14 protein-coding genes are annotated in these 17,403 nt (G+C 57.7%); 6 read left to right on the top strand and 8 right to left on the bottom strand.

Going from position 1 to position 17,403, the window contains the following annotated elements:
* The first annotated feature begins 113 nt into the window (after positions 1-113).
* From ACOZK9_RS21185 to ACOZK9_RS21175, 3 genes are all read left to right on the top strand, one after another.
* On the top strand, positions 114-1,856 hold the full coding sequence (locus ACOZK9_RS21185) for a phosphoethanolamine transferase CptA (RefSeq protein WP_421556514.1): 1,743 nt from the start codon (positions 114-116) through the stop codon (positions 1,854-1,856).
* A 127-nt stretch (positions 1,857-1,983) separates the two neighbouring features.
* Positions 1,984-4,224, top strand: a complete 2,241-nt coding sequence (locus ACOZK9_RS21180) for a TonB-dependent siderophore receptor (protein ID WP_421556492.1) — start codon at positions 1,984-1,986, stop codon at positions 4,222-4,224.
* 142 nt (positions 4,225-4,366) lie between these two features.
* Positions 4,367-4,588 carry a hypothetical protein gene (locus ACOZK9_RS21175; RefSeq protein WP_058411269.1) on the top strand — a complete coding sequence of 74 codons (222 nt, stop codon included), beginning with the start codon at positions 4,367-4,369 and terminating at the stop codon, positions 4,586-4,588.
* A 101-nt stretch (positions 4,589-4,689) separates the two neighbouring features.
* On the opposite strand, the gene ACOZK9_RS21170 is transcribed toward ACOZK9_RS21175, so the two are convergent.
* Positions 4,690-5,181, bottom strand: a complete 492-nt coding sequence (locus ACOZK9_RS21170; protein WP_058411270.1) for a GNAT family N-acetyltransferase — start codon at positions 5,179-5,181, stop codon at positions 4,690-4,692.
* 164 nt (positions 5,182-5,345) lie between these two features.
* On the bottom strand, positions 5,346-6,449 hold the full coding sequence (zapE, locus tag ACOZK9_RS21165; RefSeq protein WP_421556491.1) for a cell division protein ZapE: 1,104 nt from the start codon (positions 6,447-6,449) through the stop codon (positions 5,346-5,348).
* Between the two features lie 366 nt (positions 6,450-6,815).
* Here zapE and ACOZK9_RS21160 point away from each other — a divergent pair, with 366 nt between their 5' ends.
* The 3 genes from ACOZK9_RS21160 to ACOZK9_RS21150 all read left to right on the top strand — a co-directional run bounded on the left by ACOZK9_RS21160 (position 6,816) and on the right by ACOZK9_RS21150 (position 10,702).
* Positions 6,816-7,592, top strand: a complete 777-nt coding sequence (locus tag ACOZK9_RS21160) for a hypothetical protein (RefSeq protein ID WP_421556490.1) — start codon at positions 6,816-6,818, stop codon at positions 7,590-7,592.
* Between the two features lie 133 nt (positions 7,593-7,725).
* Complete coding sequence (locus ACOZK9_RS21155) at positions 7,726-8,499, top strand: hypothetical protein (protein ID WP_421556489.1); 774 nt, start codon at positions 7,726-7,728, stop codon at positions 8,497-8,499.
* 10 nt (positions 8,500-8,509) lie between these two features.
* Positions 8,510-10,702 carry a lipase family protein gene (locus ACOZK9_RS21150; protein ID WP_421556488.1) on the top strand — a complete coding sequence of 731 codons (2,193 nt, stop codon included), beginning with the start codon at positions 8,510-8,512 and terminating at the stop codon, positions 10,700-10,702.
* A 123-nt stretch (positions 10,703-10,825) separates the two neighbouring features.
* Here the strand turns inward: ACOZK9_RS21150 and pepN are convergent, their stop codons facing one another.
* Genes pepN through ACOZK9_RS21120 form a run of 6 tightly spaced genes read right to left on the bottom strand, consistent with a single transcriptional unit; the run spans position 10,826 to position 17,340 of the window.
* Positions 10,826-13,483, bottom strand: coding sequence for an aminopeptidase N (gene pepN / locus ACOZK9_RS21145; protein ID WP_421556487.1), 2,658 nt, complete (start codon positions 13,481-13,483; stop codon positions 10,826-10,828).
* Positions 13,484-13,495: 12 nt separating this feature from the next.
* Positions 13,496-14,326: a DUF2797 domain-containing protein gene (locus tag ACOZK9_RS21140; RefSeq protein ID WP_421556513.1), complete on the bottom strand. Its 831-nt coding sequence runs from the start codon at positions 14,324-14,326 to the stop codon at positions 13,496-13,498.
* Positions 14,323-14,583 carry a YeaC family protein gene (locus ACOZK9_RS21135; RefSeq protein WP_058415014.1) on the bottom strand — a complete coding sequence of 87 codons (261 nt, stop codon included), beginning with the start codon at positions 14,581-14,583 and terminating at the stop codon, positions 14,323-14,325. The genes ACOZK9_RS21140 and ACOZK9_RS21135 overlap by 4 nt, the downstream gene beginning before the upstream one ends.
* Before the next feature lie 14 nt (positions 14,584-14,597).
* Positions 14,598-15,467, bottom strand: coding sequence for a rhomboid family intramembrane serine protease (locus ACOZK9_RS21130; RefSeq protein WP_421556486.1), 870 nt, complete (start codon positions 15,465-15,467; stop codon positions 14,598-14,600).
* The gene (locus ACOZK9_RS21125) at positions 15,464-16,450 is read right to left on the bottom strand and encodes a metallophosphoesterase (protein WP_122251599.1); all 987 of its coding nucleotides are present in this window, start codon (positions 16,448-16,450) and stop codon (positions 15,464-15,466) included. Before ACOZK9_RS21125 ends, ACOZK9_RS21130 begins: the two co-directional genes overlap by 4 nt.
* A complete protein-coding gene (locus ACOZK9_RS21120; protein WP_003190745.1) occupies positions 16,450-17,340 on the bottom strand; it encodes an NAD(+) kinase in 891 nt (296 codons plus the stop codon). Before ACOZK9_RS21120 ends, ACOZK9_RS21125 begins: the two co-directional genes overlap by 1 nt.
* Positions 17,341-17,403 lie beyond the last annotated feature (63 nt).

Below are 17,403 nucleotides of genomic sequence, written 5' to 3'. Positions count from 1 at the left end.
TTTCACATCGACCTCCCGATACTCCCGCCCTCAAAGGCTACCCCATGCATGGGTGGCCTCTGTTGCGTGCGCTGTTGCGCGTCAACTGCAAAATGATCGGGTTGGAGCACTGGATGGCGATGTTCAAACGCAGCACCAAGTCTGCGAAAGGTTTTGACTGGGCAGGCCTTGGCTGGCTGTTCATGTTTTTCTGGTATTTCTCGGGTATTACCCAATTACTCATCCAACTGACCGGCACCTCCGGCTTCAGTGGCTTTCGCCAAGCCTTCTTCCTGAGTGCGCTGTGGTTGGCGCCGATGCTTCTGTTCCCGCGCCGTACACGCTTGCTCGCCGCCTTGATCGGCGTGGTGCTGTGGGCCTGCTCGATGGCCAGCCTGGGCTATTTTTTCATCTACCAGCAGGAATTTTCACAAAGCGTCATCTTCATCATGTTCGAGTCGAACATCTCTGAAGCCGGCGAATACGCGACCCAATACTTCGCCTGGTGGATTGTGCTGGCGTTTATCGCCCATACCGCCCTGGCTGTTTGGCTGTGGAGCCGCTTGCGCCCGGTGTACCTGCCGCGCGGCCAGTCTATTTTGGCCGCCACCGCAATCGTTTTGGCGGTGGTCGGTTACCCACTGGTGAAACAGATCGCGACCAACCCGACCATGGCGCTTGCCATCGACGGTTTTGAATCCCGTGTTGAGCCCGCAGTGCCCTGGCAGATGATCGTCGCCTATCGCCGCTACACCGAGCAGCTCAACAGCATGCAAGGCATGCTCACCAGCGCCAGCCAGATTGCGCCCTTGAAAAACCTCAAGGACAGCATGGCCGGCCAGCCAGCGACACTGGTGCTGGTGATCGGCGAATCCACCAACCGCCAGCGCATGAGCCTTTACGGCTACCCGCGCAACACCACGCCGGAACTGGACAAGCTGCGCGACCAACTGGCGGTGTTCAATAACGTCATCACCCCGCGCCCCTACACCATTGAAGCGCTGCAACAGGTGCTGACCTTCGCCGACGAAGAAAACCCGGACCTTTACCTGAAAACGCCGTCGATTGTCAGCGTGATGAAGCAGGCCGGCTATAAAACTTACTGGATCACCAACCAGCAGACCATGACCAAGCGCAACACCATGCTCACGACTTTTTCCGAACAGGCCGACGAGCAGGTGTACCTCAATAACAACCGCAACCAGAACGCTCGCCAATACGACGGTGACGTGCTGGAGCCTTTCGCCAAGGCACTGGCCGACCCCACCGAACGCAAGTTCATCGTGGTGCACCTGCTCGGCACTCATATGAGCTACCAGTACCGCTACCCGCCGACCTTTGACACATTCACCGATCGCCAAGGCGTACCGGCTGGCGTGAGTGAAGAGCAACTGGCCACCTACAACAGCTACGACAACGCGGTGCGGTACAACGACTTCGTGGTCTCCAGCCTGATCAAGGACTACGCCAAAACCGACCCGAATGGCTTTTTGCTCTACCTCTCGGACCACGGCGAAGACGTGTTCGACTCGCCAGGCCATACCACCCTTGGGCGCAACGAAGGCAAGCCAACGGCGCCGATGTATACCATCCCGTTCATGGCCTATGCCTCACCGAAATGGCGTGAAACACATGACTGGAGCTTCGCCAGCGACCTGCAGCGGCCTTACAGCAGCGCGCAGCTTATTCACACTTGGGCAGACCTCGCCGGGCTGAGTTTCGATGAATGGGACCGCAGCAAAAGCCTGGTCAACGACAGCTTCAAGCCGCGCCCGCTGATCATTGGCGATCCGTATATAGCCCAGAAAAAGGGTTTGATTGATTTCAGCCTGATCAAGCCGAAGAAGGCAGATAGCGCCGAGGTAGTCGCCAAGTAGTCACGGCTCTGAAACATACAGATAACAACAATTCTCGTTTAGACCTAAAGTCACCCTGCTCCTTTCGTCTTTGATCCATGCCTTCCCTTTCCGGGGTGGCTTCAAAGACGACAAGGAGCTTGCCCCGATGTTTGCGCCTTTTACCCGTTCCATGACCTTCACCCTTGGCCTGTTCAGCGTCACACTGAGCCCTGAGCTACTGGCCGAAACCGACCCCGAACACACCCCGACCAACGCCCTGCAATTGAGCAGCACGCGCATCACCGCCGAAGGCCTGGGCGCGAATACCGAGCACACCGGGGCCTACACCACCGGTTCGATGAATACCGCGACCAAGCTGAACCTGTCGATCAAGGAAACTCCGCAATCGATCTCGGTCATCACCCGTCAGCACATGGACGACTTCAACCTTAATACGCTGACCGAGGTGCTGCGCCAGACCACCGGTGTCAACGTGCAACACTATGACTCCGACCGCGCCGCCTATTCCTCGCGGGGTTACGGCATCAGCAATTACCAGATTGACGGCATGCTCAATACCTTCGGCTACATGAAGTCGGACGCCGACACCATCATCTACGACCACATTGAGGTCGTACGCGGCGCCACGGGCTTGACCACTGGCGCCGGCGACCCCTCGGCCACGGTAAACATGGTGCGCAAGCGCCCCACCGCGCAGTGGCAGGCAAGCACCGGTGTGAGTGCCGGCAGCCATGACAATTACTACAGCTACGTAGACGTGGGCGGCCCGCTGGCATTTGACGGCCGGCTGCGCGCGCGCACCGTGCTGGCCTACCGCGACAGCAAGTCGTACCGTGATAACTACGCGCTGCAGCGGTCGGTGGGTTACGGGATTCTGGAAGGCGACATTTCCGACGATACCGTGCTGGCGGCAGGCTTTGATTACCAGAACAAGCAGGTACAAGGCACCACGTGGGGCACCGTGCCCTACTGGAACAGCCAGGGTGGCAAGGCCGGGCTCTCGCGCTCAACCAACATGGCGGCAGAGTGGAGTTCCTGGCCGCTGACCGACAAGACCGCGTTCGCCACGCTGGACCATCGAATCGCCGGCGACTGGCACCTCAAGGCGGCTTACACCCATCGGCAAAGTGACACCGACGGCAAGGTGTATTACGGCGGCGCGGGCTTTCCCAACCCGGATCGCAGTGGCATGCAAGCATGGTCCAGCCATATGCTCGGCTCCTCGAAAATGGAGGCCGTCGACCTCAACCTTGCCGGCAGCTACTCGCTGCTGGGCCGCGAACACGCAATGATGATGGGGTATGGCGAAGCCGCGCAACGCGATGCCTCACCCTTCCTGCGCAGAGGCCCAACACCTGACGGGTACAGCAACATTGAAGACTGGAAATACATGGGCGGGATCGGCAAATTTCCCGACACGGTCACAGGCCTGAAGGGCGAACACAGCAGCAAAAAACAGAAAGCCGGCTACCTGGCCACACGCTTGAGCCTGACGGACCGTTTGCACGCCGTGCTCGGCAGCCGCTATGGCAGTTGGGAACTGCAAAGCGCAACCCCCGAATATGATGCCAACGACCAATTGACCGCGTCCGACAAAACCCGCCAGGTGCACAACGATATGTGGACGCCTTACGCCGGGCTGCTCTACGACATCACGCCGGAGTACACGGTTTACGCGAGCTACACCGATATATTCAAGCCGCAAAGCGCGCGCGATGTCGACAAGAAATACCTCGAGCCGGTGGTGGGCAGTAACTATGAGATCGGCCTCAAGGGCAGCGTGCTGAACGAGCGCCTGAACCTTGCGGCGGCGTACTTCTGGAGCACCCAGGACAACGTCGCTGAACTGGACGACTCGGTGCCGCCGAACCCTGTCACGCGTGAGGAGTACTACACATCCGGGGGTAAAGGTAACAAGGTCAAGGGGTTCGAACTGGAGGTCGCCGGCGAAGTGATGCCCGATTGGAACCTGACCGCTGGCTACACCTACACCCACTCGGTGTACGGCTCTGGCAAACGCAACAATACCCAACAGCCGCTCAACCTGCTGAAGGTCTCCAGCGCTTACCGGCTGCCAGGCGCGTGGCGCAAGCTGACGGTGGGCGGCGCGGTGAACTGGCAGAGCGATGTGTATGACTTCAGCAATCGGCCGACCGGCGCGCGGGACGACAAGGGCAACCTGATCACCACGCGCGCCAAAATCACCCAGCAGGCCTACACCGTGGTCAACCTGATGTCACGCTACCAATTCGACGAGCATGTTTCGGCGTCGGTTAACGTCAATAACCTATTTGATAAAAAATATTACGAACGCGTCGGCTTTTATAACGGCGTGTATTGGGGCGACCCGCGCTCCGTCACACTTGCGCTGGACTGGAGGCTGTAATTAGCCGCCTTGAGGTTAACAATATTGTTAACCTCAAGGCCTCTTTGCGTTAACTCCCACTTAATAAGGTGCCTGCAGACTCGCCCCATGAATCTGATCAAGGACGAGGCGGATACCGATCACACTTAATGGGAATACCTCAATGAAACTCTCGACGTTGATGCTTGCCACCTTGATGACGCTGACCTCTGCCGCCGCCTTTGCAGAGGGCGGTTCAGAGCGCTCCAAGGAGTTTTACAACAACTTCGCCTTCATGCAGCAAAAGACTCACGGCACGACTGATCCCACGGCGCTTGCCGATGGCAAGACTGTTAAGCCGAACACTGTCGAACAACCCAGTGCACAACAACAGCCTGCCAGCTGATTTAATCGTTAGTTAATCCGCATCACCCTTCGCCATTCCGCTCCGTTGGCAAAGGTTAACTTGGCGCCCTTAAGTGGCGCCTTTTTTTTGCGCTTTATTTATTAAAGCGGTTTACTCCAGGACAGCATGCGCCCATGGGCCGGATCAAAGATCGACTGATCAAAACCGAACTTGCGATACGCTGACTGTGCCACATCATTGCCCTCAAGCACCTCCAGCGTGATCTTGCAGCAACCGCGCTGACGGGCGATTTCCTCAACCTTCTGCAGCATCTTTTGACTCAACCCAAGGCCACGAAACTGATTCACCACCGCCACGTCGTGAACGTTGATCAACGGGCGGCAAGCGAACGTCGAGAACCCTTCAAAGCAATTGATCAGCCCTGCCGGCTCGCCGCCGACAAACGCGAGCACGCTGAACGCGTGGGCGCGCTTGGCCAGTTCCGCCGGCAGTTGCTGCAAAAGGTCGGCAGCCAGGGGGTGACCGCCACCCATTGGATCTTTAGCGTATTGGTTAAGCACCAGGCCGATGGCCTCAGCGTGCACGGGGTTGGTGTAGCTGGCTTGCAGCACCAGAATGTCCGGGGTGTCCATTGCCTTCCTCAATAACCACAACAAGGGAATCGGTTCCCTTTGAGGCACACGATTGTAAGCCTGCAGTCGGCGCCGGATGAAGCAGACTAACGACAAATTCCCGACTGAAAATACAAAGAGTGCGCGTATCCAGCGCCGACATTCGGCGTGTACGACGGTTTTTCCTACGTACCGAAGCGTTGCAGCTGCATCTCTTGCAAGCGGCTCAGCGTGCGCCGGAACGCAAACTCCAGATAGCCTTCGGTGTAGAGATCTTCCAGCGGCACTTGGGCCTCGATGAACAGCGGCACCTTGCGGTCATAACACTCGTCCACCAACGCAATGAAACGCCGCACACTGTCATCGTGCACCGACAACTGCGGCAACTCGCGGTCCCCGGCCACCACGTGCTGGGCAGCGTCTTCGGTGCCACGCGCGATCCGCCCCGGGCGCTGTTGCGCACTCAGGCTGGGCACCTCCCCGAGAAGAATCGCCTTGAAGCGATCGCACAGCAGCATGAAGTCCATGGCCGCCAGCGGCTGCTCGCACACGTCGGCATATCGACACCAAAGCAGCGTATCGCTGGACTGCACCGCCACAATCGAGCGAAAGCCGACACTGACCGGGCCGCGACTCACTGACTGCCCATCGCTTAAGGCTTTGAAAATCGCACCCAGCGCATTCGGCTGCCGCACCCAATAGCGCTGCACTGCCGCACCAGGGTGCAAACGATGATCTTCATCGCCGTCGACCGCTACCACCTGCATATGCTGCTTGATCGCCTGAATGCCCGGCAGAAAACGCTCGCGATTGAAACCGCCGGAATACAGCTGATCGGGAGGCTGGTTCGAGGTGCAGACCACCACCACGCCCTCCTCGAACATCACCTGAAACAAGCGCCCCAGAATAATCGCATCGCCAATATCACTGACGAACAGCTCATCGAAACACAGCACACGCACTGCCTGGCTGAGTTCCCGCGCCAAGGCCTGCAACGGGTCCTGGATGCCGCTGAGCTGAAATGAACGCTGATGCACCCAGCCCATAAAATGATGAAAATGCTGACGCCGAGCAGGCACACGCAGGCTTTGATAAAACTGGTCCATCAACCAGGTTTTACCGCGCCCCACCGGCCCCCACAGGTAAACGCCGGTTGGCGAACGGCCTTGGTGCAAGGCCTCGTGACAGTTTTGCAGGGCTTGCACCGCCCGCTGCTGGGCCGCGTCGGTGACGAAGCCTTGCTGGGTGATGGCGTGTTGGTAGGCGGCGAGAGGCGAGTCAAAAGTCATGCGTACGATTATGGCTTACCGAGCGATAACCTGGCCGTAAAATCTTGCCTTGCGCGCGCAACAGGAAAAGTTGCCCCAGCTTGGCGGGGGCAAAAAAGGTACTAGAAGCACAATGTGGCCGTTGTTGATGAGGGAAACCCCGACGATTAAGTGCTCCCACCCTGAATCAGAGAAAATTCCACTTAGATATAGGAAGTTTCCTGCATATTTTCGTTTTGTATCTTGTTTAACCTGAGTTTTAGCCTGCTCCCGCTCACAGGCGCGTGAGTCCGGCAACTACAGGTTCGACAAGGAACAGGCGGATGTTAATGAGCAAATTTACCGCGTTGCCTACAGCGATAGGTCTGTGCACGTTAAGGCCTCGCTATGACACCTGTGTTTAAAACGCTTTTGTTGGGGGCCAGCGTAGTTCTGACAACAGGCTGTGCTACCGGAAAGCCGGAGAGCTTCACCTTCATGGCTGACTTTCCTCCTGACTTTACTTACGAGGCAGTCGCCAGGTACGCACCTGCCAAGGGAGAAACGTGCAAGGTTAAAAAGCCTCATATAGGTTACAACCAAAGATGGCACCTGGATTATAAAGAACGCTACAAGCGCGAATTGGAAATCCCTATCTATCGCACCGTTGAACGTTGCCCATTAGTCATCTATCGCGTTGAACTCGAAGTCTACGGCGCTTATGGAAAAGCGCGTGGCGACTTCGGCGCAGATTCAGCGATGATTATTATCAGGAAGCAACTGGAGGAGCAGTACAAAGGCGCTTTTGACTCTGCTGGACAGGGCGCGATAAATGGCCAGTGTCAATGGCTGTTCCGCACGCAAGGGCCACAGCGCCGCCTTTCGAAGGGGCTCGACTGTAAAAAAATTGATGATCAGGGCTTGGTGACTAAAGGGCGTCCTGTAGGGGCATACACCCTGGATCAACTACCGGGTAAAACCGTAAAGCTGAAGATCAAGTTGGCTGCAGAGGAAAAACCTGCAATCGGAGATACTTGGATCAAGGTGCCGAATGGTTGGAAACGTTGCATGGGCAAAGCCCTTGAAGACCAGTATGCGTTCTGTTTTGGAAACCACAAAGACTTCAGCAGTTTCAAAATGCCTGATGGGCGCAGCTGCACCATTTACCCCGGCTGTACAGAATAAGGAATCGCTCAATGAGTACTCTGGGTGATGAGCTGAATCCCTCATTAAATTACCCCGTATTTAGCTGCCCGACCCAAGGAAAATGGATGTTTTTTCGACTAGTTGATGGATCTCTGCAAGGGAACGCCTCGCTATGACAAATGCACATAAAACCCTGTTCCTAGGGGGCTTCGTAATGCTGATAATAGGGTGTACTACCGGGAAGTCGGAGAGCTTCACCTTCACGGCCGACCTGCCTCCAAACTTCGCTTACTCCGCTGTAGTTAAGTATGCGCCCGCCAAAGGAGAGACGTGTACGGTCACTCTTGATGACAACCCATACCTTGCCTTTAACAGAAAGTGGCGCACGGAGTATAAGCCAGAGTCCGAAGTGCCAATATACCGAACAATCAAAGGCTGCAGGCTGGCTATTTATCGAATCGACTTGGAGATTAATGCGACCTATGGAAAAACCCGCGGAGACTTTAGCGGGGATACAACCGCTGTGATTATTCGAGAGCAACTGGAAGAGCAATACAAGAGGGGTTTTGATTATGCCGGAGCGAACGCTATTAATGGTCAGTGTCAATGGCTATTCCGAACCCAAGGGCCACAGCGCCGCCTTTCGAAAGGGCTCGACTGTAAAAAAATTGATGATCAGGGCTTGGTTACTAAAGGGCGTCCTGTAGGGGCATACACCTTGGATCAACTACCCGGTAAAACCGTAAAACTGAAGATCAAGTTGGCTGAAGAAGAAAGGCCAGGCTGGGGTGATACATGGGTCAAAGTCCCCAACGGTTGGAAACGTTGCATGGGAGAAGGCCCCGAAGATCAACGCGGTTACTGCCGTGGCAATTATAAGGATTTTAGCAGCTTTAAAATGCCAGATGGTCGTAGTTGCACTATTTATCCCAGCTGCACAGAATAAGGAAGATTCAATGAGCAAGTTGGATGATGAGCTAAAGCACCCATTAAATAGCCGTATGCTAACATGCCCTATTCGAGGCAAATGGACCAGCTTTCAGTTAGTTGATGAAAACGGTGAGGGGCAGCCATATGCCGGACTTGCCTACACCGTTATTGATACAGAAGGTTATGTATACGAAGCCAGGCTCGACAGCAGCGGCGCGGGAAAAGTAAACGACCATTTTGCGGGCCCGATCACCTTAATTCTTGCACATAAATATACTGGCACAGCCCGCCCCTACGAGGATCTACAGCGGCGCAAACACTACCCACTCCCAATAACCGAACTGCAAGTTCGCGCCGAGCAAACCCGCTACCTTCATAAAGACGGCTCGCGCACTGCCACAAACCCTGCACAAGCGTGTGCAGACTTTTTCTTTCAGGTCGAAGTTCGTCATTTTGTCGACCATGTTGCGCATTTACCGCCTGAAGTCGAGTGTCAATACCCGGCCATGCGGCGCTGGGCTTCACTGATGGGCGAGCATGGAAAGCGCGGGGTCTGCCTGCTTGCCAATAAACACAGCGTATTGGAAGTTCGCCCTTTACGCGCCCTGTGTCCGATGCTGTCTACAGACCCGCAGTTCTGTGCACTGAACCTGTATCAGCTCGCCATTATGGCCACCTTGAGCTACCACCCGTTTGGGCAAGAGCCCGACAAGGCGCCCATCAGAGACAAAAAAGTAAGTTTCCCGAGCAAACCAAGCATGGGTAACTGGTTCGGTGATGCGTTGGCCAAATTCGATGAAATCTGGACAGTAGACCCCTCCCAAACCACCGCGTACTACCCGCTATACGAAGATGTAGCGTATTCCAGGCGCTTGGAAATCGTACCGTTTGACCCTGATCTGTACCCAGCGAACAGCCCGGATTTAGAAACGGATCAAGAAACCCCTGCCACCATTCACTTTTTGGATGACCGAGGCCATAAAGTTGATACCGACACCCAAGCGTTTATCACACACAACGATGAGTTGATCCTGATTTCCGTACGTGGCACCAATGAAATAATCGCGGACGCCCTCCGTGATGCCGATGCACTTCAAGTGCCCTTTGTGGAAGGTGTGGGCAACGTCCACCGAGGATTCTATGAGGCAGCACAAAAGGTCTACGAACTCACGGCCAATTATCTCGAGAAATTTTACACCGGCCAAAAGCTGATCATTTGCGGTCATAGCCTGGGCGGCGCCATCACCTTGTTGCTCTCGGAAATGCTACGCCGCAGAGAGGACTTCGACTACGACATCACGCTCTACACCTACGGCGCCCCAAGAGCAGCTGACGCCTCGTTCGTAAAAGCGGCCGCTAACCTGGTGCATTACCGCATGGTCAACCACAACGACCCAGTGCCCAGCGTGCCCGGCACATGGATGAACACCAAAACCCCGGTCTACGCGACTGGCGCCGCCTTAACCTTCGTAAACGTGCCCGTCGGCCTCTCGGTGTTTGTTGCGGGCATTACCAACCTCAGCGGCGAGCCGTATGAGCACCACGGCACATTACGCCACTTCCTCCCGGTGGAGTTGGGCGGCAAAGAAACCTCTTCCATCCTCTGGCAGCCCGGTTGCGACACCATTACCCAGCACGCCGCCTGCACGTTGGCCGTGCAGCAAATCAATGGACTGCCCGACCGCCCCGGGCTTATCGCTCAAGGCTTAAAGCACAAAGGCAACCATTCAATGGTCGGAGGCTATATTCCCAATTGCTGGGCCGCGCTTCGGCGCGCGCAGGAATCGCTGCAGCTCAACCGTTCGCTGGTCACCCCGCGTGAATTCGATTTTGTAGACGCTGCTCTGATCCGCATTAACGAACAGTTGTTCCTCCGGCGCCGAGACTTGTACGGCCGTGGCGATAAATACCGCGAAAACCACGAACCTGCGGTTGAAGCGTTCAGTCGAGAAACGCATAAAGTGCAACAGACGCGTGACCGCTTGGCCACGTTGCGCTATGAGAAGGTGACCGCTGCAAGCGTCTACGGCTTGCTTTCAGAAGATGTAGAAGCACTCGCAGACAGCCTGCTGCGCTGGCAGGCTCACGCGGAAAACACGCGGGCTGAACAACTGGCCATGGCGCCCGCCGCCATCGTGAGCGATGAGGAATTTATGGCGTCACTGTCAGGTTATACCCCCGGCGCGCCGTACCCATTTGATATTGATTCGATGATCTGAACCCACACAGAACGGCGTGGGACGTCATCCATCCAATCAGCGTGGTGGTTTGCGTCTTTACCGCGAAGCCGTGAGGAGGCAAAAAAAACGGCCTGTTCAGGCCGTTTTTCTCAAACATGTAACTTACGCAAGGCTCTTGCTGACCACCTCGAACACATCGCTCGACAGCTCGCCGGACGCACGAATGCGCTCCAGTTCGGCCTTCATCAACGCCTGCCGCGCGCTGTCGTATTTACGCCAGCGGGTCAGCGGCGCCAACTGGCGCGACGCGATCTGTGGGTTGAAGCCATTGAGCTGGATCACCAGGTCCGCCAGGAAGCGATAGCCCGAGCCATCGGCGGCATGGAAGTTGATCAGGTTCTGCCCGGCAAACGCGCCGACCAGTGCACGCACCTTGTTCGGGTTTTTGATCGTGAACGCAGGGTGCTGCATCAGCGCTTTGACCCGTTCCAGCCCGCCTGGCAAGGTGCTGCCGGCCTGTACGCTGAACCATTGGTCCATGACCAACGGGTTATCCTTGAAGTTTTCGGCAAACACCGCCAACGCCTGGGCCTTTTCCGCCTCGAACGGCGAATTGACCAGCACCGCCAACGCGGTCAGACGCTCGGTCATGTTGTCGCTGGTGTCGAACTGCTCCAGTGTGGCTGCCAGCACTTCGGGTTTGCCGCTGAGCATCAGGTACGACAGCGCGATGTTCTGCAACGCGCGACGGGCAAAATGCTCAGCCGCTGCCACGTAAGGGGTTTGCTTGGACAGGTCGCGATTGGCCTGGTAGCGCAACCACAGCTCTTCGTGCAGGTTGTCTGCCAGTTGCTTGCGCGCAAACTCGCGAGCAGCGTGGATCGCGTCAACGTCCGCCACTTCGCTGATTTCGGTGAGGTAGGCTTCACCCGGCAACGAGAGCATTTCGGCGACCATCGCCTGGTCCAGGTTTTGATCGCGGAGCACGCTGCGCAATGCCGTGACCAGTCGCTGGTCAAGCTTCAACGCTTGGCCCTGCTGATGCTGGCCGATCAGTTCCTGCAACACCTGCACCGACAATTGCTGGCCGGCGTCCCAACGGTTGAAGCCGTCGCTGTCGTGCTGCATCAGGAACATCAGTTGATCACGGTTGTACGGAAAGCTCAGCTTCACCGGCGCCGAGAAGCCACGCAACAGCGAAGGCAACGGCTGTTCGGCGACATCAACAAAGGTGAAGGTCTGCTCGGCGTCGGTCACCGAGATCACTCGCGAGGTGTCGCCAGCGGCCGCTTCACCGGCCAGACGCAAGGCGATGCCGGCGCCCGCAGCGTCCAGCAAGCCCAATGCCACCGGAATCACGAAAGGCAGTTTTTCGACCTTGTCCGGGGTTTCCGGGCAACTCTGGCGGAAGGTCAGGCTGTAGGTTTTGGCGGCAGCGTCGTAAGACTCGCTGACAGCCAGGCGCGGCGTACCGGCCTGGCTGTACCAGCGTTTGAACTGCGTCAGGTCGGCGCCGTTCGCGTCTTCCATGGCCTTGATGAAATCGTCGCACGTCACGGCCTGGCCGTCATGGCGCTCAAAGTACAGGTCGCTGCCTTTGCGGAAGCCTTCGGCGCCGAGCAAGGTGTGGAGCATGCCGACCACTTCGGAGCCCTTTTCATACACGGTCAGGGTGTAGAAGTTGGAAATTTCGATGAAGCTGTCCGGGCGCACGGCGTGAGCCATCGGCCCTGCGTCTTCGGCGAACTGGTGAGTACGCAGGTAGGCCACGTCCTGGATGCGCTTGACCGTGGCGGAGTTCATGTCGGCGGAGAAACCCGCGTCACGGAACACCGTGAAGCCTTCTTTCAGCGACAGTTGGAACCAGTCGCGGCAGGTCACGCGGTTGCCCGACCAGTTGTGGAAGTATTCGTGCGCGACAATCGCCTCAACCCGCTGGTGCGCGGCGTCGGTAGCGGTTTCGGCGCGGGCCAGCACGGCGCTGGAGTTGAAGATATTCAGGCCCTTGTTTTCCATCGCGCCCATGTTGAAGTCGTTCACCGCGACGATCATGAAGATGTCGAGGTCGTACTCGCGGCCATAGGTTTCTTCGTCCCAGCGCATGGATTTTTTCAGGCTGTTCATCGCGTGCTGGCACTTGTCGATATTCTCTGGCTCGACATAGATGCGCAGCGCCACTTCACGCTGGGTCATGGTGGTGAACGTGTCTTCAACACACCACAAATCACCGGCCACCAGCGCAAACAGGTAAGCAGGCTTTTTGAACGGGTCTTCCCATGTCGCCCAGTGGCGGCCGTCTTCACCGGGGCCACTGGCAATCGGGTTGCCGTTGGACAGCAACACCGGGTAGCGGTGTTGCTCGGCGATCACGGTGGTGGTGAACGTGCTCATCACGTCCGGGCGGTCAAGGTAGTAGGTAATCTTGCGAAAACCTTCGGCCTCGCACTGGGTGCAAAACATGCCGCTGGATTTGTACAGGCCTTCCAGCGCGGTGTTGGTTTGCGGGTGGATTTTAACCGTGGTATCGAGGGTGAACGTCGCGCTTGTCGGGTGCACGGTCAGGTGGCTGTCGGTCAACTGATAGTCGTCAGCCGTCAGCTCGTGATCGGCAAGGTTCACGCTGAGCAGCTCAAGCTGCTGGCCGTCCAGCACCAGCGGCGGCAAACCGGCGCCGCGCTCTGGGTTGCGGCGCATCACCAACTGCGCGTGAACCAGGCTGTGGTCCTCGAACAGCTCGAAGGTCAGGTGCGTTTCTTCGATCAGGTAGTCCGGCGCCTGATAGTCCTTCAGGTAAATCATCTTCGGCTGTTCGGTACGCATGTCTTCGTCCTTCTACTGATGCACGGCGAGCTGGTAGGCCGTGTACTTGCGAATGTTGATTACGCCGGTGTCGAAGATCAGGTATTGGCCCTTGATCCCCAGCAGCGTGCCTTCGGCAATCGGGTTCTTGTCCAGGTTGAAGCTGACTATCTTTGTGGGATATTGCTCTACCGGGTAGCGAATTTCGATCGGATCGATGTCGGCAATTGTTTGGATGGCCTGCAGGCCAAAGCGTTCCTGCAAACTCAGCAAGCCTTCGGCGCACGACGCGAACAGTTCATCGCGCACCTGTTTGAGGTCGACCGACTGCGCATCGCCCTTAAGCAGTGCGCGCCAGTTGGTCTTGTCGGCCACTTGGCTGCGGAACAGGTCTTCGACGAACCCGGATTGCTGACGAGTAGCAACGCGCATGATCGGCAGCGCCTGGCTCGCGCCTTGATCAAGCCAGCGCGTCGGCAACTGAGTAGCACGAGTAATGCCAACCTTGACCCCCGACGAGTTGGCCAAATAGACCACATGGTCAGTCATGCAAAACTGCTCGCCCCAGCCCGGATCACGGCAGGTGCCGGCGTCGTAATGGCAACGCTCGGGGCTCATGATGCACAGGTCACACTGGGCCAGTTTGGTCATGCACGGGTAGCAGTAACCCTGGCTGAAACTGGTTTTGGTCTTGCGCCCGCAGTGGCTGCAATGAATCGCACCCAAAAACTCCAGGCGCACGTGGCTACAGATCAACGGGTTGACCGGCACCTCGATGTCGCCCAGACGAAACGCATATTGAACAGTCGGCTGACCCAGTTGCGCCGACATTTTGCTGACTGCACCGCGACCAATTTCAATCAATGGATCGCGTCCGACTTGAACAGAATGTTCGGCACCGGCGCCGATTTGGACGCGCATTCCTGCGGGCCCATGTAGCCGGTGCGCTGCTCTTCCGGCAGGTTCTGCAGTTCCCAGGCGATCATCGCTTGCAAGGATAATTCGCGCTGCTCGGCGGTGAGCTTGCGGCCATCCGACCACTTGCCGATTTCGACGGCGAGCTTGAGGCTCTCGTAGATGTCCGGGGTGATGTTTTCGATCATTTCAACAAAAGAGGACATAAGACTCTTCCTTATCAAATAGCCGCTTTGCGACGGTTATACAGCCCGCCCAGCAAGCCTGTGAGGCAACCGATAACCAACCCGCCGACATGGGCCGCGTTGGCGATTTCGCCGAAACCGATCATCGAGACCAGCCCCGACAGGCACAGCACCAGCCACACCAGCATCATCACCAACACCCCACGGGGCAAGCGATAGGCGGGGTTGGGCGACAATAATTGAAAGATCCAGCAATGCCCGAGCAGGCCATACAACACGCCGGACAAACCGCCGAAAAGACCGGGACCGCCGTAGGCATATTGAGCGTAATTGGAGACCAGGCTGAATAACAACGTCAGGCCCAGCAGGTTGACACTGCCCTGACGCGCTTCAATGCGCCGGCCAAGCTCCCAGTACCACATGCCGTTCATGGCCAGGTGCAGGATGCCGAAATGGATCAGCATCGGCGTGACCAACCGCCACCACTGCCCCGACGCCAACATGTCGGCGAACGGCGTGAACTGAATGTATTCGCCCATCACCCGGAACGGCAGGAACGTCAGCCAAGCGATGACTTGCAGGTTTTCACCGAGTAACGTCACCGCGCCGACGATGATGCTCGCCAGCAGCACCAGCGCAGTCACCGGGCTATGCCGCACTTGCTGAACAAAACTCGGCCGTGAGATCGCCGCTTGTTCGGGAATATCCAGTTGCTGGTCCGGGTCTCCGGCGGGAAAGCGCTGGTACAACACGCGCACGTCGTCGCTAATGGTGTCGGGCACCCATAACACTTGCTCGCCAGCCTCTTCGCTGACGCGATGCGGCACTTGCATGCGTTGCAGCAGCTTGACGAAACCCGCCAGGTCGACGCTCAGGGGCAAGCGTAATACGGCCACGGTGCTCATTTTATAACCTCGGGTGCAATGACCTCGGGCCGCTCAACGTCGACCCATACAAATTTACGCGGATCCAGTTGCGTTTCCTGGTCAAGCCGGTAAGCCACCAGCTTGCCGTACAGCACCGCGCTGTAATCCAGGCACGCCAGGTTGTTGCGGATCGGCGCCGGTTTGCCGCTGCGCCAGTAATGGCCGACGAACAACAACGGCTCGTCAACGCCATAGCGCAGCAGCGAATTTTTCTCCGTCGACGACAGCGGCGTGCGTGCCACCGGCTCCGGCAATGCGTCGGGCTGGAAGACAATGTCGCCGTAGGTTTTCGGGTCGTCTTCCCAGAACTTGGTGCGAAAGAACGAGCGCGTCAGGCCATCGCCACCGGTCAGCGTCAAGCCGTCCGGCAGGCGCATGTCGGTGCCGCGCAGCAGCCGGTCGAACGCATTGCAGGCAAAGCTGCCCGGCACGGCGGCGGCCTGCACAAAGTGCTGATCGATGCAACCATCCGCGAAGGTCGCGCGCAGTGGCGCAATAAAGCCGTCGTCCCAGCAGGCGTGCACCACACGAAAGCGCCCAGCGTCTACAAACAGTGGCATGTCGTAGAACCAGCCGAGGAAGGCTTGCCAGTCAGCCGGGTGCTGTTCGAATTGGCTCAGGGTTTCTTGGATCAACCGCGCATGGCGGGGGTTGTGCTCGCGCACAAATTGCTTGCCACTGCCGGGCGGCGCCGGCGTGCTCCAGCCCAGTGCATTGAACTCGTGGTTCCCCATGATGCACAGCGCCTGACCGGCCTCAGCCATGTCGTGAACAATATGCAAAGCCTCGCGAATGCGTGGGCCACGGTCGATAATATCGCCGAGGAACACCGCCATGCGCGACGGGTGCCGCCAGGTGCCGCCCTGCTTGTGGTAGCCCAATTGCTCGAGTAAATGCTCAAGCGTATGAGCGCAACCGTGCACGTCACCAATCAGGTCGTAGCTACGCGCGGGATCGAGCATCAGTCGCCTCCACCCCCCAAGCGGCTGCCCCAGCCCAACTTGGTCCGGCACACTTCGTAGTAGTTGTGGTCGAGCGGGTGAATCAGCCGCAGTTTCTGCGCCTTTTTACTCACGGTGATGGTGTCACCGGGCGCGCAGGTGAAATGGTTCTGCCCGTCACAGGAGACTTGCGGGTAGATCTGCATGTCTTTGGACACCACGATTTTCAGCTCACTGTTGCCGTCGACCACGATGGGCCTGCTCGACAACATATGGGGGTACATCGGCACGATCACAATGGCATCCAGCTTGGGGTGCATGATCGGCCCGCCCGCCGACAGCGCGTACGCGGTGGAGCCGGTCGGCGTGGCGACGATCAGGCCGTCGGCCTTTTGGCTGCACACGAACTGGCCGTCGATATACAGCTCGAACTCGATCATCCGCGTGGACTTGCCGGGGTGCAGCACCACGTCATTCAGGGCATCGCCCTGGCCGATGGCTTCGCCATGGCGGCGCACTTCGGCTTGCAGCAGGAAGCGGTTTTCCACCAGGTAATGGCCATCAAGCACTTTGGCCACTTCGACTTCCAGCTCATCCGGGCGTATATCGGTCAAAAACCCCAGGCTGCCGCGGTTGATCCCGAGCACCGGCACGTTATGCCGCGCCAAGGCCCTGGCCGCGCCGAGCAGGCTGCCGTCGCCGCCGACCACAATGACCATGTCGCAGACCTCGCCAAGCATCTTGCGCGACGAGGTTTGCAGGCCATGGCCCGGCAGGATCTCGGCAATCGTGTCTTCGAGGATCACGTGCAGGTGGCGCTCGAGCAGAAACTTTTTCAGTCGGCGAACGGTGTCCAGCACCTGGGTACTGCCCAGGCGACCGATAATGCCGATATTGCGAAAGTGCTCCATGGGGCTCCTGCGGAAATGGGGTCTGGCCAAAAACAGCGATTATGGGCGAAAGGCCGCGCCAGG

Origin of the sequence: Pseudomonas kitaguniensis, assembly GCF_049199985.1 — a bacterium.
GTDB lineage: Bacteria > Pseudomonadota > Gammaproteobacteria > Pseudomonadales > Pseudomonadaceae > Aquipseudomonas > Aquipseudomonas kitaguniensis.
Note: the sequence above shows the minus strand (reverse complement) of the source record. Positions and strands in the feature narration are given on the sequence as shown.

Excerpts from the sequence above, each read along its gene's own strand:
- ACOZK9_RS21160 (WP_421556490.1), top strand. The coding sequence starts at position 6,816 with ATGACACCTGTGTTTAAAACGCTTTTGTTGGGGGCCAGCGTAGTTCTG.
- ACOZK9_RS21135 (WP_058415014.1), bottom strand. The coding sequence starts at position 14,583 with ATGTCCTCTTTTGTTGAAATGATCGAAAACATCACCCCGGACATCTAC.
- ACOZK9_RS21175 (WP_058411269.1), top strand. The coding sequence starts at position 4,367 with ATGAAACTCTCGACGTTGATGCTTGCCACCTTGATGACGCTGACCTCT.
- zapE (WP_421556491.1), bottom strand. The coding sequence starts at position 6,449 with ATGACTTTTGACTCGCCTCTCGCCGCCTACCAACACGCCATCACCCAG.
- ACOZK9_RS21170 (WP_058411270.1), bottom strand. The coding sequence starts at position 5,181 with ATGGACACCCCGGACATTCTGGTGCTGCAAGCCAGCTACACCAACCCC.
- pepN (WP_421556487.1), bottom strand. The coding sequence starts at position 13,483 with ATGCGTACCGAACAGCCGAAGATGATTTACCTGAAGGACTATCAGGCG.
- ACOZK9_RS21150 (WP_421556488.1), top strand. The coding sequence starts at position 8,510 with ATGAGCAAGTTGGATGATGAGCTAAAGCACCCATTAAATAGCCGTATG.
- ACOZK9_RS21125 (WP_122251599.1), bottom strand. The coding sequence starts at position 16,450 with ATGCTCGATCCCGCGCGTAGCTACGACCTGATTGGTGACGTGCACGGT.
- ACOZK9_RS21120 (WP_003190745.1), bottom strand. The coding sequence starts at position 17,340 with ATGGAGCACTTTCGCAATATCGGCATTATCGGTCGCCTGGGCAGTACC.
- ACOZK9_RS21130 (WP_421556486.1), bottom strand. The coding sequence starts at position 15,467 with ATGAGCACCGTGGCCGTATTACGCTTGCCCCTGAGCGTCGACCTGGCG.
- ACOZK9_RS21180 (WP_421556492.1), top strand. The coding sequence starts at position 1,984 with ATGTTTGCGCCTTTTACCCGTTCCATGACCTTCACCCTTGGCCTGTTC.
- ACOZK9_RS21185 (WP_421556514.1), top strand. The coding sequence starts at position 114 with ATGGCGATGTTCAAACGCAGCACCAAGTCTGCGAAAGGTTTTGACTGG.
- ACOZK9_RS21155 (WP_421556489.1), top strand. The coding sequence starts at position 7,726 with ATGACAAATGCACATAAAACCCTGTTCCTAGGGGGCTTCGTAATGCTG.